Below are 21,191 nucleotides of genomic sequence, written 5' to 3'. Positions count from 1 at the left end.
TAAGCTACTAAGCTACTAAGCTACTAAGCTACTAAGCTACTAAGCTACTAAGCTACTAAGCTACTAAGCTACTAAGCAAGTCTCGCCGTTCGATTGAACGCTATGTAACACGGTTTCAGCAAGTTGGTATTCAGTTTGTTGTGCATGGCAATAGTGGAAAATCACCACCTAATAAAACGCCCGTTTCAATTAAAAAAGCAGTGCAGGCCTTAATCAAAGAAAAGTATTTTGATTTGAATTTACTACATCTTGCGGAAAAGTTAGAGGCCGATGAACACATCGTAGTGAAGCGAGAGACGCTGCGTGGCTGGGCACATGATATTCACCATGTTAAGCGTGCCAAACGTAGACGAAGCATCGTGCGTAAGCGCAGAGAGCGTATGGAGGCTGCTGGCCTAATGATGCAAATGGACGGTAGTCCACATCGCTGGTTTGGGAATAGGAAGCAGTGCCTAATCGCCATGATTGATGATGCTACCAGTGAAGTGCATGCTGAATTCTTCCCCTCTGAAACCACCGTTGGTTGCTTAAAAGTCATGCGAGACTGCATTGAAACAAAAGGCGTTTTCAAAACACTCTATGTAGACAGAGCAGGTATCTTCGGTGGCCCTAAGCGGTGTAACTTCTCACAAATGCAAAGAGCTTGTGAAGAGTTGGGTATTGAAATTATCTTTGCCAATTCACCACAAGGTAAAGGTCGTATTGAGCGAGCTTTCGATACCTTCCAAGACCGTTTAGTGCCTGAATTAAGGCTGAGTAACATTACTGATATTGCCGCTGCAAACGCCTACCTCAAACATGTATTTATCCCGCAGTTTTGGCGGTCACATATCGAAGTAAAATCGAAGCATCAAGCATCAGAATTCACACCATTATCCAAACACACTACCCTTGATGATATCTGCGTAATTAAAGACCATCGCAAAATCCGTAATGACCATACTTTTAGTTATGGTAACAAATTTTACTTGATTGACTCACCGCTCAAGCACTCCATTGCAAATCAGAAAATAGAAATCAGAAACACCAGCAAGAAAGGGTTTACTGCGCACTTCGCGGGGCGCAAACTTGCAGTATCAGAAGTCAATGAGCCGAGTAAATTAGCGGTTGAAGACTTAGAAATTCAAAAGAAGCTAGAGATCCTTGCCTTGGTTGAAAGACTAGGTAATGTCTCTAAGGCTTCGCGTCAAAGTGGGGTGTCTCGCGACACTATCTACCGTCATCTGAAATTGGTCAAGCAAGGCGGGCCTGATGCCTTAAAACGGCAAGAAACGCCTAACATACGGCATAAAAACTGTGTAGATATGGAAATCGAGAAAGCGGTAATCGAGTTCTCTCTTGAACATCCCCACCTAGGTCAGCAGAAGGTTGCGATGAAGCTAACTAAAGCATTAGGAATTGAAGTTAGCCCGAATGGCGTGCGCAGTATGTGGCTTAGAAATGATATGAATACAACTGCACTGAGAGTTGAGAGGTCACAAGCTTTGCATAAATCAGCATGAAAAATAGCCAGTTGTTCAACTGACTACTTTTTAATTACAACAACTGTTGCCCTCTTGAACTGGAGGGCACTTCACTGTTCCATATGAGCAATAAACGCAGCAGTCGCCGCTCAGAGGCTTTAGCAGTGATTTACATTTAGTGCATTCATAAAAAAATTGGCATGCAGTGGTTGGCATTTCTTCTTGCTGGCTATAATTGCAATGTGGGCAAGTAATCGTCGATGAGAGTTCTATTTTCGCCATAGTTTTGTGTTCCTCAGAGGATTTCATTATCGTTCAACTAGCGAAGGCCTTACGACTTTACTAATGAAGGATAACCAGCATTCTTTGTAGCCTTCGTTAATGCATCAGAATTTGTCACCTCATCGTCAAATGTTACAACAGCAAGTTTATTTTCAAATGTCACTTCCACTTGTTTAACGCCTTTAACGCGCTCAAGTGCTTTTTCTACTGTTATCGGGCACGTTACACAATCCATGGACGGAACTTCTAACGTAACAGTTACATCTTTGGCAAACGTCGCCGTGCTGCTTATCAACAATAATGTTGTAATCAATAACTTCTTCATCTTTCTCTCCAATTAGAGTTAAGTGATAGCACCTACACGACCCATATGATCCAGTAGTTGCTGGTAACAAAAACAAACGCCAACAGTGTGGTAAACCAAAATACTGCTTTTCGTCGCGCTCTTACCTTTGGAACTGCACATGCCTCGCCATCCGCACAGTTTTCAACAGGCTGATGTATCTTCCACCCAGCAAAGCCAAATAAAACCACAACCACGAATATAAAAATAGGACGATAAGGGTCTAAGAGTGTTAAATGGCTAATCCATGATCCACTTATACCCAATAAAAGCAAAACAAGTGGCCCAGCACAGCAGGCACTGGCACCGATTGCTGCGGCAAGCCCGCCTAAGATTGATAGTTGACTACTTTTTGCCATATTTACGCCTATTAAACTGTTCTTTATATACAGTATAAACTCCGTATATGGGTACGGAGTCAAGTGATGTGTCATTTTACGGTTGGAGTGACTGAATGATCGGGCAATCTTTATCACTTGGATTATTTTTACAGTCTGAAACGAGTGAGACAAGGCTTTCTTTAAGATTAAGCAAATCTCTTAACTTATCTTCAATTACTGCAAGCTTTTGCTCAGCGAGTTGCTGAACATCTTCACAATTACTAGCACTTAATATTAATAATGATGATATTTCCGCCAATGTAAAACCTAAATACTGTGCACGCTTTATGAACAATACTCTTGAAAGTGCTTGTTCTGTATATTGCCTGTATCCCTGTATCGGTTTGATGGGTTGTTCAAGTAAGCCTTTGCGTTCATAGAAACGAATGGTCTCTACACCAACATTTGCCTCTTTCGCAAGTTTACTTATTGTATACATTGGCTACCTTTAATATTCTGACTAATTCAATAATATACAAAACGTCTAATCAACTCATGTTTTAAAGGAAACATTTACACATTTATTGTGAACTAGATAATACTAACTGTTACCTTAAATGCGACAAAGTCGCTCGGTAATTAGACCGACATAATCCCTTGGTAATCACACTAATACAGCTAAAGTGTAAAAATAAAAAAGCCCAGCATTTCTGCTGGGCTCAGGGTTATTTTCTACTTTTAAAGCGTTTATATTGACACTTTTAAAAAATACAGGACCTAGAACGGAATATCGTCATCAAAGTCGAAGTCAGGCTCTTGTGAAGGGCGCTGAGCTTGTTGCGGTTGCTGCTGTGGTGTTTGATTATAGCCACTACTTTGTTGACCACCTTGGGGAGCTTGCTGTTGGTTATAGCCACCTTGATTCTGTGGAGGCATTTGTTGATAACCTTGTTGCTGCTGAGGTGCGCCGCCACCCATGCCTTGATTTTGTTGGAAACCTCCACCGTCTTGAGTGCGTCCACCTAGCATTTGCATATTATCTGCTACGATTTCAGTGGTATAGCGATCTTGACCGCCTTGATCTTGCCACTTACGGGTTTGCAGTTTGCCTTCAATATATACCTGCGAGCCTTTACGCAAATATTGGCCCGCAATTTCAGCGAGCTTACGGAACATGACAACACGGTGCCATTCAGTACGTTCCTGAGGTTGGCCGGATTGATCTTTCCAGCTCTCACTTGTTGCAATACTGATATTCGTTACAGCGTTGCCATTAGGCATATACTTAACTTCTGGGTCTTGGCCCAGGTTGCCGACTAAAATGACTTTGTTGATTCCCTTAGCCACAGAAATTTACTCCAAAAGCGTTACGTGAGCGGCATTATAACGCAAATAGATTTTAGCTCTACCTGAATAGCGTATTCGCATCACTAATTGATTATTTTTTCCGCCTCATACATGATTGCGATTTATAAAAGTTAACCCTATTTTTCATGACTTAGCAGGACAATGTATGGAATGGTTTTATGCCGTTAATAACGACTTTTCAAATTGGCTATGGGGCTATAAAACGTTATTAGTGACAACATGGGTGGCTGTGTTGTTGGTGTTGTATGGCGATAATATCAATAAGTTACTAAAACGGATTATGCAGCCCTATCATTATCTGGTTCGTATGTCTGCATTTGTTGTGCTTTGCTCTTTTGGTTACGGTGTTCTGGCCAATTACGGTGAAGTCGCGGTGAACCATCTTGTAAAGATGCCTGATCGCAGTTGGTTTGGTGGAATTGTACTTCTTATATATCTGGTTCTTGGTGCATTAGCTGAAAGAAAACATCACGCATAAATTGCGACTTTCTGGAATTAAAATTAACCAATTTGCTTCTGTTTGTTTTTAAGAATCTGTATAGTCCGCTATCTAGCAGCAGATAGGGGATATATAGGTGGATAAAGCAAGAATAAGCCGTCTTTTGACTTGTTTATTGTTGGTTGCTTTTTTACTTGGTTGTAATCAAGATCATACTCATTCACCTCAGTTTCCTTTAGGCACTAATCCGCCACAATTGAACGACTCCGGCAATACTTTGCCTGAATTAGGAGGGGTTCATTCCAACCGAGTGCTAGCGGAAGAAGAAACTGTCTTTGTTTTTCCAATTATCGACCCTGATGATGACACGATTTCAGTCAACCTAGATTCTCCCCCCGACTGGCTTCGCTATGAATCTACAAATGATGTGCTAACGGTGACGGTTTCCCCTGATTTCTTCGACATCGGTAACTATCGGATGGATTTAACACTTGATGATGGCAACGATACTCGAAGTTATGTGTTTGAACTTGCGGTTGATGATAACCCCGCTAAATATCGCAATATCCGTATTACGAGGAGTGACCTTATTGGCCTTCATGTCTTTCAATCTCGCGACCTAATCTACCTATTTGACAACGGCAAGGGGTTGTATGCCAATAAATTTGGTGAACAATATCAAGTGCGTTGGCAGTTGAATCGACGAGGAGAGGCTAGAGTACAGTTTTATGATCTTGATTGCTTTTCGTGCGGTTTGTTTCGTGAGTACACCTTATCGATTGTTGCCGAGCAAAGTCAGCGACAACGTTGGCTGTTGACCCCACCAATAGGTGACATCATTGTGAGTAATACCATTGAGGTAGAGCCTCAAGGGATGCCCTCTGGGGAGTATTTGTCTTTCGCGACTAATGTCGGAGTGTTAGCCCGTGTCGATGCATCTCAATTTGTTATTCCTGCCCGAGTATCAACAGGAGATGAGGAGGTTGATGTAGTCTTTCAGGGAGAATTTGATGAAGAACATCTTAACGCTACTTTCCCTGACGAAAAAACACGAGAACCGTTGTATGGAAGTTATTTAAAAACTTTTTTCAATGAGAAGCATGGTGCTTTTTTGGGGCTTCGATTTGATTTGTTTGCTCATAGTATCGATGTGACATTTTCCAACGAACATATAACTCAACTTGAGGTTGCTGTTATTCCCGCTTTGAGTTCCGAAAATCAAGATGTAGAGCTGGATGACTATGATGTTTCCCTAGCAAAATATCTGGAAACACCAATACAGCGAACGGTCATTTTTGAGCCATTAAAGCGCATTGAGATAGGGCGCTTTTTCGAAGCAGGAAATACCTATTATTCAGGCTTTGATGCAACGTCTGATGTTGTGATTAGTGGTACACAAGTCTCTCAAATTGGCGCAACAAAACTGCGGCTTTTTGCTCAGGGAGAAGCGCAACTTGACGTTAAAACAGCGGGCTTACCTGATTATGTTGCAATGCAGAATGCAGTTTGGGAGGTGAGTGCCAATCAGTTGTTGGTTACGGATGCTGAAAAGACAAGAGCTTATGAAATGTATGAAAATAGTCAGGGTCAGCTTCTACTTTCCGGCGCTCGTCAACAAACTCCATTTACACATGTATACCCCTTGATCAGAGTGGTGGAGTCTGCGCCACCAGAGTTGCCTGTGGCAAGCTCGTTAGCGGGTACGTTTAAAATGGTTTCTAGTGAAGATTACTTCAGCGCCGATGAGCGTTTTTTCGTGATGAAAGACAACCGGTTGGCGTTTGGTGTTCGCATTGCTCAAACAGTAAAAGAAGATAGATTACAAATAGAAGCCGACGATTCTATTGAAGTGGTTGCCGGGCAAGGCCAGTGCCGCTCTTTTTCCATTGGTTATTCTTTCTGTCGGCAATTGCACGAGTTTTGGTTTTTAAATCGAGGCTATGAATATCAGCTAAAGCGTTTACAGCTTGTTCATGTTGATGAAGATTATTACTACTTCACGACCCACCGGGCACAAATGGATAGTCGAAAGCCAGATGCAAGCCGCGCTGATAGTAGTTTTCTTGTTTTAAAACGAATAGACAATTAGCTCATAGCTTTTTCGTTAAGGTAAATGCTCCCCGAATATCGTCAACGCGATAATTTACGGCTTTGTCGTTTGGATACTTCCATTTGAGTTTGGCAGATAATGAAGGACCTATGCGCGAACCGTGGCAAGTTAAACACATGGACTTTGCTGGAATGGCTTTCATAAAACGGAATATTCGCTGCCCGTCTTTTTCAATAATTTCACTATGAGCGAGTTCGCTAAATTCTGCGCCGTTATCTTTGTCTCGCTGAAACTCTTTGAGGATCTTCGCTTCCCACTCATCCGGTGAATTCTTGGGGTTGCGCGTTTTTAGGCTGGTTCTTCCTATCTCCCAACCATCTTTGGAAAATGCTGTTTTTATTTCGGGGGCTTCTGAATTACAAGCGGATATGCCTGCGGCAAATCCGCCTTTGGCTATCGCACTATGTAAGGTCAACTTTAATTCACGGGAAAATTCGTGTGTTTTTTTATAGGCGATATCGACGAGATATTCATCCCCTTCTGGAGGGTGGACCTCGCCAGAATGAGACAGCACATTCGGAGAGTAAAAACTGGTTGCTAGCACTACAGCGTATATCGAAGTCAGGTTTTTCATTGTTTTTTCATTCAAAGTTCGTTTAATACGTAGGCCGTTCCCTAGACATTTCTCAAATTTATAGTGTTATACGTTTGCTTAACACGTCACACGAAAAAAAGAAAAGCAATCGGTATGCCACATACCCTTAGAATATAAAAAAACTCCCTTAACCCGAGTATAGTAAGAAGAACCAAAAACTGCTTGCTATACTGAGGTATGAGTTTGCGGTAAATCGTATATTTCTGTTAGCGTAAATTGAGTTGCTTGGTCCCCAAACAGATAAACCGAACATTTTCCCCAACTGGCGGGAACATGCCACACACTATCTTCTTCAACTAAAAACTCCGACAATTTATTGTCGCATCGAACTTCAAGTTTGGCGAGTGCTCCGTTTATTTGCGAAATATTAAATGCTCGGCGGTTGAGGCGGTAATACCAGTAGTTTCGTTCGCCAATTTCACCTTCAACGGTAAATGGAGTATCACTTTCTAGCAAAGCTGTTACTTTGTCGTAGTATGGACGCAGTTTTTCGATTTGAGGATGATCACCTTGCGTTTCTACAAGCTTCTCAAACTGCCATTTTATCTTACCGTATTGTTGATTTTGAATGGCAAGAGGAAAAAGCCGAGAAACATAAGCCACGATTTGGTCTGGCTTGAGTAACTCCCTATGGAACAAAATATCTTCGATAGCATTTAGTTCCGCGAGACTGTCATTTTCTTGTTGAGCGATTAGGGTATTCAACATTTGGAAGAACATGTCTTCATAAGCGTTCCAGCGACCTTTATTTTCAATTTCATCTCTAACAGCCTTCGCTTTGGCTAACTCGCCGTTTTTTAGATGTTTATTTGCAATGCGGTATCTTTTCACAAATTGGCGGGATGCGGCTTTAGGTCCCTTTTCAAGTCGGAAATCTAATATAACGTGATTCCGACATCGTTGAGTGGGGTTGCCGTCTTGGGTCGCAGGTGAATATTGCCATTGTTTTATTGAAGCGATAGCGTTTTTCTCAAATATTTCATTGGAAGAATCTACGACTATTACATTCGCTACCGATCCATCTGGCTCAATCACATAACTCAAACTCACCCAGCCTTCTTTACCTTGTGCGGCGGCGCTTTTAGGATATTTAGGTGGTAATCTTGTGATAACTTCAGCATTTTTAATTGTACCTAAATGAAGTGATTGGGTTTTATCGGTTTCTGAATACGAGATAGGCGCAGTAAATAGTGCAGCAGAAAAAACGGATAAGGTGAGTAATTTCATAAGAAAGTCCTTTTTAAACTTGAAGTGGTAATCTTGTCCATATTCCTATGGATTGATTTAGATAATTACCATAAAGGTGTCAATGTTGTCGTCATTGCGATAACATTTTGTCAAATATGACACTCGATCAGTGCTAACGAAGTGAGAAATTCATGAATACCTCCGTTATTCAATCTATGATCAATGCCATTGATAAGCCCGCAATTTTTATCACGCCAGATTATGTGATTCAAGCCGTTAATCAAACCTATCGGGATACTTACGCAACAGAAGTGAAAGTTGGTACAAGTACCTGTTTCGAAATTTCTCACCAAAACACCCAACCTTGTGACCAATGCGGCGAAGACTGCCCACTTCAGCAATGCAAAGAGACTCAGCGCAATACGAGTGTTGTGCATATTCACAGTACATCGTCAGGAAAAACATATTGCGATATTTTAATGAAACCTGTTACCGACGATTCTGGCATGACAATTGGTTATTTAGAGATCCTAGATAAAATCAATTACGCCTCTGCTGAGTCGGAAAAAGACAAGATGATTGGAACATCTGGCAGTTTTAAAAATATGTTGAACCAAATTAACCGAGCTGCCCAAGCCGAAATTGCGGTATTACTTCAAGGTGATACCGGAACAGGAAAAGAGCTGGTGGCACAAGCGTTACATGATTCAAGCCGTCGTAAAGATAAACCTTTTGTGGTGATCGAATGTACCGGCTTGAGCGAAAGCTTGTTTGAGTCTGAACTATTTGGCTATGAAAAAGGCGCGTTTACTGGGGCGACAGGCAGTAAAAAAGGCTTAATTGAAGTAGCCAATGGGGGAACGGTTTTCTTCGATGAAATTGGTGATGTTCCTCTTAATATGCAGGTGAAACTATTGCGTTTGTTGGAAACGCAAAGCTTTCGCGCGGTAGGGGGGTTAAAACAGAAACGTTCCGACTTTCGATTGGTTTGCGCCACTCATAAAAACTTACTTAATATGGTGGAAAAAGGCGAATTTCGGCAAGACTTGTACTACCGCATTGCGGGCTTCCCTATCCATTTACCCTCATTAAACGAGCGAGCTGAGGATATTCCTAATCTTGCTTTTCATTTTCTAAAGCATTCAGAACACAAACATAAGCGGTTTTCAGATGAAGCGATGGCATGTTTATGCCGCTACCCTTTTCCCGGCAATATTCGTGAATTAAAAAGTGTTGTGGAGCAATCAGCCTTGCTTGCTGATGACATCATCATTCACAAAACCGATTTGGCACCGCAAGTGCTGGCATATGATGCTCCCGAAGAGGTAGCGGGAGGAGAGGCGACAGTCGTTCCATTAGATAAAGCAGAGGAAGTGTATTTGCAGAAAGTGTGCGACGAGTTTCGAGGCAGCCCCAATGAATTGGCCGAGCAGCTTGGGGTCAGCACCCGTACCTTGTATCGAAAGCTACAGCGATACGGGTTGAAGCTTAGCTCATAGTTATGAGGAATTAAATTAAGTTTGAATTTAGAGGGTGTAGTAATAGCGGTAGGATAAAAATCCGTTGCTGGCATCGTCAAACTGGTTGAAAAAAGTATGTTTTTTATCTCCGTAAAATACATTCACTCCCGCTGAAATGCTCCATTGATCCACAGGGCTGTAGGTGCTTCTAAAACGTAGATAACCATCCTCGTCGCTTGGGGAATAAAAATTGAATAAGTTGAATGTTAGCGTTTGTCTCAGCGCTCGATAAATTAGCTGAGTTGTCACTACATTTCGGACTTTCTCCTGTTCAAACTGGGGCCAAAAACTGTTGGCTAAAGCAAGACCATGCTCCTGTGTTCTTTCGGTATACCATTGGATCGAACCTGTTAAATTAGCGATGATCTCTTGCTCGTACCCCACTAAATACTTCGACATTGAGTTTGGTATGTAAGGGTTTTCTCCCGACGTATCTTCTAAAGCGTTTTGGTAAGCATACTCAAATTTAACGATGCCGGGGCCGATTGGGGTGACTAAACTGAATCCGTAAACATTTATGTCGGTGAACTTGGGTCTGCCCAAGGAATCAGATGCGGAAGGTAACGGTGAGTAACCCTTGTATCCATAAAACGCAAGTTCATGGCTTCCTAGGGTCTTATGAAGTCGTAAGTGATATTCAGGGCTCGTTGGGCGGTTTTCAGAAGCTACATGGAATTCCGAAGCAATATTTGCTTCAACAACAGGGCTGAAGAAAGAATAATATTCACCGTTAATGAAGTTGTCGGGCGTGAACCTTGGGGTAATAACGAAATCCAGATTTACCCAATCAAAATAACCAGATAATTTCGCGGCAAATGACGGTGCTTTTAAATATTCATCATCTCGCCCGGAAAAGAAAGATTGATAGTCCTTAGGAAATAAATCGTTTAGGAAGAGATAATCGCCTGTGCCCCAAGTCAGAACTTGTTGACCAACTTTTGCGTCAAAATGCTGACCAAGCTCGCCAAGAATCGACAATTGCGATAATGAACCTTGCCATGCAAGCTCTCTAATTTGTAATTCAGTATTATTTTTGACGCCGTCATAGTAAATGTCGGCACGGGTTTTGAGCTGGGATGCTTGCAATGCATAATCCCATTGAAATTGCATTCGGGCGTCAGCCAACGTTTGTGGACGATCGAGGACCGGATCGGTTTGTAAACGATGGGAATAGGCTAGCTCCACGAAACCCGTGATAGGGCTTACGTTTGATGTGGAATCATTTTCTGCAATAGCGTCCCAAGCATCTAAATCCCACTCATCCTGCTGTGATTCTTGTGCGTTAACCATTGCAGTGAATAAGCTGTATAGCGCTATATTTCGCACTAAGGTGGCTATTTTAAAGCGTGAGTTTTCTTTTAATTGCATGGCGCGAATGTCGTTTTACTGCAACCATTGTTGTGGTGGAGTGCGTAAACTTCTTTCCGTAAATACTTCATCAGGTACGCCGGTATTATAAGTTACATTTCTGAACTCCATGAGCGTATAACCGCCTGTTTCTAAGTCAGATACTTTTGAACGCAATACTGTTGGGTACCCAGAAATGGATTCGACTTTTACTGTTTCCACTTGGCGATAATGTTTGTCACCCTTGTAGAAATTGATGCTCATTGGCAGAAAAGTCGTTTTATCAATCTTGATCTGATAGTGCGAGAACTCCACGCTTTCTGGCTTCTTTGGTTTAGCATCAAGCACATAAAAGGCATCATTTTCTTCTACTAAAGAAAAGTCATCTTCAGTGATTGAGCGACCAGAAACATCTTCATAGAAAAAGTGGGAGCCTACAAACGAGGTGCGTTTATCACCCGCAGAAATACGTTTTACCAAATCCAACGCAGGTAAATACAGCCAACGATCATCATCTTGTTCCAGCGCTACGTGTTTCTCTACCCTGAATACGGTGTTTTTTACATCCGTTGGACGAGAGAAAAACACCATAAATTTTTGGTCGCCTTGATCTTCAATGTCTTTCCTTAAAATAGTGAACTTACGCATTTGTTTGCGTCCTTGTGCATCGACAATCATCATCAGTGCTTCCGCACGACCATCATCTCCTGCATAAAACGACGCCATTTCTGCTTTTTCAATAATGTTTTGGACATTAATCTCTGTTTTCGCAGAGACCCAAGTGCTGGTTAAAGCCAACCCTGTAAAAGTTATGAGCGCTAAAAACGATTTTTTCATGATCGGCATTCCTTATTTTGTTTCGGGCTTAAATACAAAGCGCTGTAGCTTAGTCATCATCGCGGGTAGAACCAGCAAAGTAACAAGGGCTGACACGGCCATGATACTCGCAAGGAAAAAGCCAACGGTTATGTAGGGAACAAGTGGAGCGAGTAATAGAGGCGTAAAACCTAATGCAATCACCAACGCATTTCGACCGATTGCGGTTGCAGGTTCATCAAACATGAGGCTAAAGGTTTGGTTAATGTCTTGTGTTTGTTTGTAAACCGCGCGTGTTCTTTCTAAAAAGTGAATTGCAAAGTCCACTGATAAACCTAATGTAAGTGCTGATAACACGGCGATTGGCATATCGTAGTCTTTACCCACAATACCAATTAAGCCGTAAATAAAGGTAATGGTAATAGTGAGCGGCAGCATGGCTAATACGCCGAACACCAGTGAACGGAATAGAATGATCATCATAAAGAATACGATGATAAATGCACTAAGTAAGCTGCCTAACATGCCTTCGACCATATTTTCCTGCCAAACCACATTCAAGTAGGCTTTTCCCGCCCAACCCAGCTTTACGCCTTCAGGTAAGGGGTGTGAGGCGACATAATCGTCGACTTGCTGAACAACTTTGCTCATATCCTGATTGTCGCCACTGGTAAGCTGTAACCATATTAGTGTGGAGCGGTAGTCTGGGGTCACGAAATGCCATAAATCCTGTGGCCTATGTGAAGATTGATATTGCAAAAGCGTTTGTGCGACAGCGGCTGGTGTGTCGGGAATTTGATAGTCTTTGTTTTCACCTGTATGCAGTTCTCGGTTAACGACTTTAACCACATCTGATAACGAATTGGATTTACCCACCAATCCTGTATTGCCTAAATAAGTTTGTAATTCGCTAATGTAATGCAGTATCTGTGGCGACTGAAAACGTTTCGATTCACTGGCTATGCGCTCTACATTTGCTAAAAGAGATTCTAGCCACTGGATTGCTTCATCTGACTCGGATGTAAAAAGCTGCTCATCAATTAGTGAAGTTAGCTGTAAAAGCTGCTCTGAAGCATCGGTGTTATCTAATGTATCAAGGGCGTTTTGATACCAGCTGCTCAACGTTTGAGGAATGGGAGATGCTTGGTTTAACAGCGTAGCACCACCGGGAAGGGATGTTTCATCTGTCAGAACAATGTAAGCGTCATAAGTACCGGCAAAGTTTTCATTTAATACTTTATCTGCAACGCGGATCTCATGCCCTTCTTTAAACCAACGAACGGGGTTGTCGTTAATTTTTATTTGAGAAACGCCCCATGCCGAGATAACGAATATTAACGCAAATACACTTAGTAATCTTCCTTGGTGATGATTCGCAATGTGGCCTAATTGTTTAGCAAGCCGCGCGATGCGGGAGCCCTTATCGTCCTTGTGAATCGCTTTTTGAAGTTTAATTAAGGACGTTTCACTCATGCGAGATAAATAGGCCGGGATGAACGTAATCGTCACCACAAACGCAAACAAAATACCAAAACCGACAAAGGCTCCAAATATCTGTACTGGTGGAATAGGAGTCAGCATCAATGAGAAGAAACCAATTGATGATGTTACCGAGGTGTAAAGCATGGGTTTAAACAAATGTCCGATGACTTCTTCAACAATTTTTGGCAGGTTTTCTCCGGGTTTATAACGGTCAGAGAATTCCGAGAGAATATGGACAGAGTCAACGACGGCAATTGGCATCAAGAAGATAGCAATCATGGAAGACATAATGTGAACGGTAAAACCAAAGGTAATGAGCAAGCCCATTGTTACGATAACGGTAGACATTGCTACGATCATGGGCGAGATAATTAATGGGAAATTTCTAAAGAACACAAATAAAAGAATGAAAATGGTCAAGCCAGCCAAAGGTGCGGAAATGCCCATTTGCACAAACATCTCGTAACCGAATTGATCTTCAGCAACAGGTAAACCCGTTATGTGCCATTGGTCTTCCGAATCAAGCTTTTCGATAGCTTGGCGAATGGTTTCTGCTATGCGATATGTTTCATTTTTATCCTCAATTGGGACATAAATGGCAGAAGCTCTATCATTTTGTGACACAAGCGTATCGTACAACAAAGGGAGTCGGGCAATTTTGTCACGAATTTGCAGCGCTTCTTCTTCGCTAACGGGGGCATTTCGCATCATCCATTCAAAGCGAATAGCGCCTTCTTCCTCTTGTGAAATGTTATCAACTGTCGAAAGTGCCATTAGGTCAGATGTAATCACACCTTCTATTGACATAATTGTCACAACAAGATCGTGTATCGCTTTTAATGATCGTTGATTATAGATGCCTGAATCGTTTGTACTGGGGGCGCTAATGGCACCAACAACAATGGCATCATGCATACTGAAGTCACGTTTGACGTTGTTGTGAAAAACCCGTTCAGGATGCGCTGCATCCAGCATATTCTCTGGATCTGTGTCGATTTTTATATTTGGAATTTGACTACCTATTCCAAGGGTTAATATCAGTAAAGTCCAATAAATTAACTTCGGTTTGGTAGTACAAAGATGCACAAGTATTTTAGCAGCGCTATTCATTATTATCGTGGTATGTAGGGCATTAGATTTAGTGTTAAGTCAGGAAAGCAAGAGTTAGGCCACAGGTTTGTTAACTGTAGATGAGTTATAGATAAAAGTCGTACATAAAGAACCAACTTACCGTTTTATTGACGAATATTGATTTTACAGGGGGTAAAAATAGTTAAGGCCCCGTTGGCTAGACGGAGCCTTAATAGCATTGATAAGTAAAGCTTAGTAAGTTTGTATATCCCTATACTTCCTCAACACGTTTGTTATTTTGCCCATATATTCAGGCTATAGAATTGAATTGTGAACTTAGGTGAATGCTCGCAATTTGTTTTTTGTTTTTCTTAATCGCGTCATTCTGTATGACTGCCTAAGTTGAGACCTAGTTTATGGATCTCAGCGAGAAAGTGTTACTAATGAGCCGACAACTTTTTGAATTTTTCCGACAGCATGTTTTTGTCATTGTTAAGATATTGATAAATATAAATAAAACATTTAAGGGAACAGTGGTTATTAAATTTACGGTAAATTAAAATGGCGAATATTTCTTGTTATGTCGTATTTTTGATAGGAAAAACGCTTGTCTGGAGAAAAAACTAACCTGAGTTGTTGAAAAAAACATTTATTTAAAGAAAGTTCATATAAAACAGTGGTTTAAACTTTCGTTGTGAAATATATTTCCTGAACGCTTCAAATTTTTAAAAATATGAAAAACTAAAAAAGGAGAGAAGCGGGCATAAAGCCCGCCGTAGTTTTGCAACTACTGGAACAAGTTTCAGGGAAATTAAAATGAAAAAGTAACAAGGTTAGCGCAGTGATTAGTATTCGCTTCGCATATTTCGTAGGTGTAGCTTACACCCTTCGATTTAGAATTGAGGCTATCAATAAAGTTGCCTGAGTTTGCAGTTGTGCTAATCAATTGCCCTTCTCTATATATGTCTATCAACCGAGACTTTGCGCCTTTCCATATAATCTCCACAGTGTGGTATCCCTTAACACGATAACCGGTGGCACTGGCATGGAAATTTTCCTTAGATGCCGTTTTGTTGGCGTTATCAGAGCTTTTGGTGGCAAGGTCTCGCTGGCCTCCACCGTTATAAATTCCAGGGGCAACTTGTGACAAGTTAATAAAATAGCGTCCGGCATCTACTGAAGCCGACATAGTTGCTAGCGTTGTGAATACTGCTAAAGCAGATATTTGCGTTCGCATTCGCTATCTCTTATTTCTGAATGAAAATAAATACCTAAAACACAGAGTGTTATTGCTGGATATTATGAGTTTTCGCTGAGTCTAAAGCTGATTTATTTGAACAAGAATCACTGATTAGCATTTCATAATGGCTTTAATTTAGCGTTTTTTAGAATTAAGTGTTATGAAAAGTCCGACAAGTATTATGAATTATCCGACAGAATTTAACGCTTTGAATAATAAAGATAATAAAATTAGTAAAAGGTGGTTATTAAACGGTTAATGCTCTATTTATATAAAAAATAGGCGATTTAGTTAAATTAAAAGGCCAAAAAGTATCCTCTTTAACAAAATAAAAACAATTTGGTTGGTAATTAAATGAGTCATTGAGATTTTGATTTACGAAAAAGCGTATACTCAAATATAACTATAAGTGATGCTTGTAACGAGGCGGGGTTTAGTGGGTTGGATTATTTGGCGCTAAGGACGTAGGAACCTTGCATCTTGATTTAGAAATACTTATGTTTGATGACATATCTTCTACGAGGCAATTATGGCAATCAGACACTGGAGTTTAACCCTACTTGTTGCTTGTTTTTCTTTTAGTGCTTATTCCTATGCTGCGGAACAACAACAATCTTCTGAGCAGGACCTTCAACAGCTAAGAAAGTGGTTTAGCCGCGCGGAGTCTATTGCGCACAGTCCCAATAGTAACGAGTTTAGGTTTTTAAAGAGTAAGCTTGAGGGCTACCCTCTTTACCCTTATGTGGAGCTTAAGACCTTGATGCGTTACCCTTTTCTTTCAAACAAGGAGAGAATTGAAAGGTTTTTAACCGAACATGAAGGCTCCCCTTTAGACAATCCGCTCAGAATAAAGTGGCTTAAGTATTTAGCTAAGCAGGGTCAAAGTCAGCTTTATAAGCACTTTTATCGTGACATTGGCAATGAAGAATTACAGTGCCATCTGTTGCGGTTCAAAATACAAGATCCAAAACAAAAGCAAGCGGTACTCGACGAAGTCGACAAACTTTGGCTTGTAGGCGAATCGCAGCCTAAAGCCTGTGATAAGTTATTTTCAATCTGGGAGAAGGCCGGTAGAAGAACCCATGAAATGGTCTACCAGCGTTTAATCTTAGCGGCAGATGGCGGCAAACACACACTTATCCCTTACCTAAAGAAATTATTGCCACAAGATATGCACTATCTTGCTGATCTTTGGTTAAAAGTCAGGCGTTCTCCAAGCTATGTTAGCCGCGTTTCCCGTTTCCCCGGAATTAATCCAACGAAAGAGGCTGATATTCTAACTTATGGCCTTAAGCGATTAATTTGGCGAGATCGAGACCTCGCTTTAAAAAGTTGGGAAAAATTGAAATCACGATTCCCGTTTAACGCTGAGCAAAAGCAAGCCATAGCCGAAAAGTTTGCGGTGGGGTTAGCATTAAAAAACCATGAGCAAGCAGGGCCTTGGCTAGAAAAGGCGTCAGCCCATACTGAAGATAAAGAAATATTCCGTTGGCATCTAGCCCATGTTTTACGTCAACAAGATTGGGGTAAGGCTGTAGGGGTTGTTGAAACTGCGCCTGAAGAAGTGAGTAAAGATGAGCAGTTCAGATATTGGGCTGCACGTTCATACGGCGAATTAAAAGCGTCTAACAAGGCTAAATTGACGTTAGATACTTTGTCGGGAGAGCGTAATTACTATGGCTTCATGGCGAGTGGTAAGTTAGGTAAAGCGCCTTCGTTGGTCGACCAACCCATTGAGTATACTGAGCTTGAGCTTTCTGTCGTTGCTAATCACCCCGCCGCGCGCCGCGCTTATGAATTTATCAAAATAAAACGAATGACAAGTGCAAGAAGAGAATGGCGCTTTTTGTTATCAGAATTAAATAGTGAACAACAGGCTATAGCCGGTGTATTGGCAGACAGTTGGGGATGGCACCATCAAGCTATTCGTACCTTCGCACAGTCGGGGTATATGAATGATGTGTCGCGTCGTTTTCCACTGGCTTATCGTGAAGCGCTATCCAAAAGTGCCAAAGCTAATGCGATTTCACCTGAGTGGGCATTTGCCATTACACGGCGAGAAAGTTCATTTATGACGGACGCGTATTCAGGAGCCGGTGCTCGAGGGTTGATGCAGTTGATGCCGGGAACGGCTCGCTATTTAGAAAAGAGCCGTGTTCAACTAACGGCACTATATGATCCTGAGTTTAATGTTCAACTGGGTACGCGTTATCTGCGCTATTTAATGGATAAAATGAATGATAATCCAGTGTTAGCGACTGCGGCGTATAATGCCGGTTGGCGGCGTGTAAAAGATTGGTTGCCAGAACGTACTGGTATGCCAATGGACATTTGGATTGAAACCATTCCCTACAAAGAAACGCGTAGCTATGTGAAAGCGGTAATGGCGTACAAACAAATATACGCCTCAAGACTCGGCAGAAACAAAAACTTGTTCTTAGAGTACAGTAATATGCGTATTCCCGAGTTAGGCTCCTTCTAAACGAGACTTTTCCTCTTTTCATCCCGACTGACTTTGATTCACTTGGCATCAGCCTCTATCATAGAGGCTGCTTTTAACCAACTTTAACAAATGGATAAAACATGACAGAGCAGTCCTTGGCGAGCGCTTACCCTGCGCATATTGAATACTTGCAACAAGTTACCCGAGAAGCGTTAAGCAGGGAGGGTATTGATGGTTTGGTCATTCACTCAGGGCAGCTTAAGCGCCGCTTTCTAGATGATAATAACTATAGCTTTGCGACTAACCCACTGTTTAAGGCTTGGTTGCCTGTAGTCGATAACCCAAATTGCTGGTTGATTGTTGATGGTAGTAGCAAACCCACACTGATTTTCTATCAACCCGTCGATTTTTGGCACAAAGTACCAAAAGCGCCAGAGGCGTTTTGGTGTGAGCACTTCGATATTCAGTTTTTAAGCAAAGCTGATGCGGTTGAGAAGTATCTTCCTTATGACAAAAAGAACTATGCCTACATGGGCGAATACATTGAAGTGGCTGGTGCGCTAGGATTTGAGTTAGTGAATCCAGACCGCGTACTGCACTATTTGCATTATCACCGTGCTTACAAAACTCAATATGAACTCGCTTGTATGCGAGAAGCGAATCGCATAGCAGTTGATGGGCATAAAGCTGCTGAAAATGCGTTTAGAGAAGGGAAAAGCGAATTCGATATTCATCTTGCTTACATGCAAGCGACGCGTCATACCGACAGTGAGTTGCCTTACTCCAATATCATTACCCTAAATGAAAATGCCGCTATCTTGCACAACACGGTTATGGAAAAAGCGCTGCCTGAAGCACATCGTTCATTTCTTATTGATGCCGGTGCAAGCTTCAACGGATATGCCGCCGACATTACGCGCACTTATGCAAAGGAGCAAAACCGCTTCGCTGATATGATTGCTGCCATGGATAAAGTGACGCTGGAACTTGTTGATGAGTTAAAACCCGGTGTGGATTATGCCGAGATTCACTTGTCTGCCCACCGCAAAATTGCCGCACTTTTATCTGAATTTGGCATTGTGAATTTGTCTGCGGAGGATATGTTGCAAGAAGGTATCGTTAAAACCTTCTTCCCGCATGGTATTGGTCACTTCCTTGGGTTACAGGTACATGATGTAGGTGGTTTAGTTGCGGATGATCATGGAACACCGAAGCCTTCTGTAGAAGAACACCCATTCCTACGTTGTACTCGTACCATTGAAGCAAATCAGGTTTTCACTATTGAGCCGGGTTTGTATTTTATCGATAGCTTGTTACAAGATTTAAAATCGACACCGCAATCTAAGTTTATTAACTGGGATCAAGTTGATGTTTTCCGCCCATTTGGTGGTATTCGCATTGAAGATAATGTGATTGTTCATCGTGATAAGAACGAGAACATGACGCGAGACTTAGGTCTTTAGGGAATTAGATATTTAAATAACTGTGTTTAATTGTCGGCCACCCGTATAGATTTATCGCAAACTGGCTGTGGATGCTTCCATGTAGGTTCCACAGCCGCTTTTCTGCGGCTGAGGGGCTACGCTTAACTCTCTACAGATGACTGATAGTTTGGAACAAGTATTTAGCGAATTCGATATCTGTGTTTGTTAATTAGGTTTGCCGCTATAACAGACGAAGCACGTTCAGTTGGGCGTGCTTCTTTGTATTTGGGTTTGCAGGACGAATTAGTTTTCTTTTTCGTCGTCGATTTCGTCATTTCCGTTAGAGGCCGCCTCTTCACTAGCCAACAATTCTCTAGCAATTTTGGGCAGCTTGTGAGGGTTATCTTTCCTTAAATCATCATCGTCAGGAAGAGGTTGTCCTGTAAAGGCATGCAGAAACGCCTCGCAAAGTAATTCTGAGTTGGTTGCATGACGTAAATTATTAATTTGTCGTCGGGTGCGCTCATCAGTTAGCACTTTTAGCACGTTCAATGGAATTGAGACCGTGATCTTCTTAACTTGCTCGCTTTTCTTACCGTGCTCAGCATACGGATAGATATACTTACCGTTCCATTCAGTCATTGTTTGCCCGTTTGCTATTTTAATCGTTAAAAATTCCAGACAGGAATTTTATAGGTAATCGCCCTACAGTCAAATTTACCAATTTAAAAGCTTGACGCAAATTCTAATGCATTTTACATTTAGCCATCTAAACGTCTTTCCGTTTATACTTTTAAATAAAGTAAACGACTAAGGCAAAATAAGCTTATTTATCATTCGGAGTTGATTATGGTGTCTTATGCACAAGGTATTGATGCATTGAATCAGTCGGTATCTGAACTCAGAGATATCAATGTTTCTTTCGAGTTTTTCCCCCCGAAAACAGAAAAAATGGAACAAACCTTGTGGAAATCAGTAAACCGCTTGGCTCCGTTAAAGCCTTCGTTTATGTCTGTAACCTACGGCGCAAACAGTGGTGAAAGGGATCGTACTCACGACATCGTAAAAGAAATTCAAAGCCAAACAGGCGTGACGGCGGCCCCTCACCTTACTTGTATCGATGCTACGGCTGATGAGCTTCGCCAAATAGCCCAAGATTACTGGGATAGTGGCATACGTCGTATCGTAGCGTTACGAGGGGATTTGCCGGAAGGAATGGAAAAGCCAACTTCTTACGCTGAAGACCTTGTTAAATTACTTAAAGATGTTGCTGACTTTGATATTTCCGTCGCGGCTTATCCAGAAACCCACCCTGATGCGCCTAATGCTCAATTTGACTTGTTAAATTTAAAGCGAAAGGCAGAAGCTGGGGCAACACAAGCTATTACCCAATTCTTCTTCGACATTGAAGTTTTTTTGCGCTTCAGAGACCGTGCGGCTGCCGCAGGCATCGATATTGATATTGTTCCGGGTATCTTGCCGGTTACTAACTATCAGACGCTCAAGCGCTTTGCTGGCTTTACCAATGTGCATGTGCCAAACTGGTTACACTCAATGTATGAAGGATTAGATGAGGACGATCAGACCACGCGTAATTTGCTTGGTGCGAACATCGCGATGGATATGGTAAAGGTATTAGCGAAAGAAGGCGTAAGAGATTTCCACTTCTATACGCTGAATCGCAGTGAGTTAACTTACGCAATTTGCCATATTTTAGGGGTGCGTCCCAATCCATAACTC

The 21,191-nt window shown here is 41.8% G+C and carries 18 protein-coding genes and 1 pseudogene; 7 read left to right on the top strand and 12 right to left on the bottom strand.

Going from position 1 to position 21,191, the window contains the following annotated elements:
- Positions 1-59: 59 nt before the first annotated feature.
- Positions 60-1,502 (top strand): annotated as a pseudogene (locus HJG39_RS15425) (ISNCY family transposase); the annotation flags it as partial.
- A 30-nt stretch (positions 1,503-1,532) separates the two neighbouring features.
- Here HJG39_RS15425 and HJG39_RS15420 read toward each other — a convergent pair.
- From HJG39_RS15420 to ssb, 5 genes are all read right to left on the bottom strand, one after another.
- Positions 1,533-1,745 (bottom strand): GDCCVxC domain-containing (seleno)protein, encoded by a 213-nt coding sequence (locus HJG39_RS15420; protein WP_268410370.1) that lies wholly within the window; start codon positions 1,743-1,745, stop codon positions 1,533-1,535.
- A 49-nt stretch (positions 1,746-1,794) separates the two neighbouring features.
- Positions 1,795-2,070 carry a mercury resistance system periplasmic binding protein MerP gene (gene merP / locus HJG39_RS15415; RefSeq protein WP_186507901.1) on the bottom strand — a complete coding sequence of 92 codons (276 nt, stop codon included), beginning with the start codon at positions 2,068-2,070 and terminating at the stop codon, positions 1,795-1,797.
- 32 nt (positions 2,071-2,102) lie between these two features.
- Positions 2,103-2,447 carry a mercuric transporter MerT family protein gene (locus HJG39_RS15410; RefSeq protein WP_186507931.1) on the bottom strand — a complete coding sequence of 115 codons (345 nt, stop codon included), beginning with the start codon at positions 2,445-2,447 and terminating at the stop codon, positions 2,103-2,105.
- A gap of 76 nt (positions 2,448-2,523) precedes the next feature.
- On the bottom strand, positions 2,524-2,907 hold the full coding sequence (locus HJG39_RS15405) for a MerR family transcriptional regulator (protein ID WP_268410368.1): 384 nt from the start codon (positions 2,905-2,907) through the stop codon (positions 2,524-2,526).
- Positions 2,908-3,185: 278 nt separating this feature from the next.
- A complete protein-coding gene (gene ssb / locus HJG39_RS15400; protein ID WP_268410366.1) occupies positions 3,186-3,755 on the bottom strand; it encodes a single-stranded DNA-binding protein in 570 nt (189 codons plus the stop codon).
- 166 nt (positions 3,756-3,921) lie between these two features.
- Here ssb and HJG39_RS15395 point away from each other — a divergent pair, with 166 nt between their 5' ends.
- Together HJG39_RS15395 and HJG39_RS15390 are read left to right on the top strand one after the other, a co-directional pair.
- Complete coding sequence (locus HJG39_RS15395) at positions 3,922-4,254, top strand: DUF3392 family protein (protein ID WP_268410364.1); 333 nt, start codon at positions 3,922-3,924, stop codon at positions 4,252-4,254.
- A 97-nt stretch (positions 4,255-4,351) separates the two neighbouring features.
- Positions 4,352-6,304 (top strand): hypothetical protein, encoded by a 1,953-nt coding sequence (locus HJG39_RS15390; RefSeq protein ID WP_268410362.1) that lies wholly within the window; start codon positions 4,352-4,354, stop codon positions 6,302-6,304.
- Between the two features lies 1 nt (position 6,305).
- Here the strand turns inward: HJG39_RS15390 and HJG39_RS15385 are convergent, their stop codons facing one another.
- Positions 6,306-6,899: a Tll0287-like domain-containing protein gene (locus tag HJG39_RS15385; RefSeq protein WP_268410360.1), complete on the bottom strand. Its 594-nt coding sequence runs from the start codon at positions 6,897-6,899 to the stop codon at positions 6,306-6,308.
- Positions 6,900-7,085: 186 nt separating this feature from the next.
- Positions 7,086-8,147: an energy transducer TonB gene (locus HJG39_RS15380; protein ID WP_268410359.1), complete on the bottom strand. Its 1,062-nt coding sequence runs from the start codon at positions 8,145-8,147 to the stop codon at positions 7,086-7,088.
- Positions 8,148-8,299: 152 nt separating this feature from the next.
- On the opposite strand from HJG39_RS15380, the gene HJG39_RS15375 reads away from it, so the two are divergent.
- Positions 8,300-9,607 carry a sigma-54 interaction domain-containing protein gene (locus tag HJG39_RS15375; protein WP_268410358.1) on the top strand — a complete coding sequence of 436 codons (1,308 nt, stop codon included), beginning with the start codon at positions 8,300-8,302 and terminating at the stop codon, positions 9,605-9,607.
- A gap of 27 nt (positions 9,608-9,634) precedes the next feature.
- Here the strand turns inward: HJG39_RS15375 and HJG39_RS15370 are convergent, their stop codons facing one another.
- The 4 genes from HJG39_RS15370 to HJG39_RS15355 form a co-directional block, all read right to left on the bottom strand.
- Positions 9,635-10,996, bottom strand: a complete 1,362-nt coding sequence (locus HJG39_RS15370) for a hypothetical protein (protein ID WP_268410356.1) — start codon at positions 10,994-10,996, stop codon at positions 9,635-9,637.
- Positions 10,997-11,011: 15 nt separating this feature from the next.
- Positions 11,012-11,812: an outer membrane lipoprotein-sorting protein gene (locus HJG39_RS15365; RefSeq protein ID WP_268410355.1), complete on the bottom strand. Its 801-nt coding sequence runs from the start codon at positions 11,810-11,812 to the stop codon at positions 11,012-11,014.
- Between the two features lie 12 nt (positions 11,813-11,824).
- On the bottom strand, positions 11,825-14,383 hold the full coding sequence (locus HJG39_RS15360; RefSeq protein WP_268410353.1) for an efflux RND transporter permease subunit: 2,559 nt from the start codon (positions 14,381-14,383) through the stop codon (positions 11,825-11,827).
- 772 nt (positions 14,384-15,155) lie between these two features.
- Positions 15,156-15,581 (bottom strand): hypothetical protein, encoded by a 426-nt coding sequence (locus HJG39_RS15355; RefSeq protein ID WP_268410350.1) that lies wholly within the window; start codon positions 15,579-15,581, stop codon positions 15,156-15,158.
- Between the two features lie 532 nt (positions 15,582-16,113).
- Here HJG39_RS15355 and HJG39_RS15350 point away from each other — a divergent pair.
- A complete protein-coding gene (locus HJG39_RS15350; protein WP_268410348.1) occupies positions 16,114-18,066 on the top strand; it encodes a lytic transglycosylase domain-containing protein in 1,953 nt (650 codons plus the stop codon).
- A 101-nt stretch (positions 18,067-18,167) separates the two neighbouring features.
- Positions 18,168-19,490, top strand: a complete 1,323-nt coding sequence (pepQ, locus tag HJG39_RS15345; protein WP_268410346.1) for a Xaa-Pro dipeptidase — start codon at positions 18,168-18,170, stop codon at positions 19,488-19,490.
- 264 nt (positions 19,491-19,754) lie between these two features.
- Here pepQ and metJ read toward each other — a convergent pair whose 3' ends face one another.
- Positions 19,755-20,093 carry a met regulon transcriptional regulator MetJ gene (gene metJ / locus HJG39_RS15340; protein ID WP_268410344.1) on the bottom strand — a complete coding sequence of 113 codons (339 nt, stop codon included), beginning with the start codon at positions 20,091-20,093 and terminating at the stop codon, positions 19,755-19,757.
- Between the two features lie 207 nt (positions 20,094-20,300).
- Here metJ and metF point away from each other — a divergent pair, with 207 nt between their 5' ends.
- Complete coding sequence (metF, locus tag HJG39_RS15335) at positions 20,301-21,188, top strand: methylenetetrahydrofolate reductase (protein WP_268410342.1); 888 nt, start codon at positions 20,301-20,303, stop codon at positions 21,186-21,188.
- Positions 21,189-21,191 lie beyond the last annotated feature (3 nt).

The sequence above is a fragment of the Alteromonas sp. a30 genome (assembly GCF_026788005.1).
In the GTDB taxonomy this organism is placed as follows: domain Bacteria; phylum Pseudomonadota; class Gammaproteobacteria; order Enterobacterales; family Alteromonadaceae; genus Paraneptunicella.
Note: the sequence above shows the minus strand (reverse complement) of the source record. Positions and strands in the feature narration are given on the sequence as shown.

Coding starts and splice junctions, on each gene's coding strand:
- HJG39_RS15385 (WP_268410360.1), bottom strand. CDS start 6,899: ATGAAAAACCTGACTTCGATATACGCTGTAGTGCTAGCAACCAGTTTT.
- HJG39_RS15420 (WP_268410370.1), bottom strand. CDS start 1,745: ATGGCGAAAATAGAACTCTCATCGACGATTACTTGCCCACATTGCAAT.
- metJ (WP_268410344.1), bottom strand. CDS start 20,093: ATGACTGAATGGAACGGTAAGTATATCTATCCGTATGCTGAGCACGGT.
- HJG39_RS15375 (WP_268410358.1), top strand. CDS start 8,300: ATGAATACCTCCGTTATTCAATCTATGATCAATGCCATTGATAAGCCC.
- merP (WP_186507901.1), bottom strand. CDS start 2,070: ATGAAGAAGTTATTGATTACAACATTATTGTTGATAAGCAGCACGGCG.
- HJG39_RS15360 (WP_268410353.1), bottom strand. CDS start 14,383: ATGAATAGCGCTGCTAAAATACTTGTGCATCTTTGTACTACCAAACCG.
- HJG39_RS15380 (WP_268410359.1), bottom strand. CDS start 8,147: ATGAAATTACTCACCTTATCCGTTTTTTCTGCTGCACTATTTACTGCG.
- metF (WP_268410342.1), top strand. CDS start 20,301: ATGGTGTCTTATGCACAAGGTATTGATGCATTGAATCAGTCGGTATCT.
- HJG39_RS15410 (WP_186507931.1), bottom strand. CDS start 2,447: ATGGCAAAAAGTAGTCAACTATCAATCTTAGGCGGGCTTGCCGCAGCA.
- HJG39_RS15350 (WP_268410348.1), top strand. CDS start 16,114: ATGGCAATCAGACACTGGAGTTTAACCCTACTTGTTGCTTGTTTTTCT.
- pepQ (WP_268410346.1), top strand. CDS start 18,168: ATGACAGAGCAGTCCTTGGCGAGCGCTTACCCTGCGCATATTGAATAC.
- HJG39_RS15365 (WP_268410355.1), bottom strand. CDS start 11,812: ATGAAAAAATCGTTTTTAGCGCTCATAACTTTTACAGGGTTGGCTTTA.
- HJG39_RS15405 (WP_268410368.1), bottom strand. CDS start 2,907: ATGTATACAATAAGTAAACTTGCGAAAGAGGCAAATGTTGGTGTAGAG.
- HJG39_RS15395 (WP_268410364.1), top strand. CDS start 3,922: ATGGAATGGTTTTATGCCGTTAATAACGACTTTTCAAATTGGCTATGG.
- HJG39_RS15355 (WP_268410350.1), bottom strand. CDS start 15,581: ATGCGAACGCAAATATCTGCTTTAGCAGTATTCACAACGCTAGCAACT.
- HJG39_RS15370 (WP_268410356.1), bottom strand. CDS start 10,996: ATGCAATTAAAAGAAAACTCACGCTTTAAAATAGCCACCTTAGTGCGA.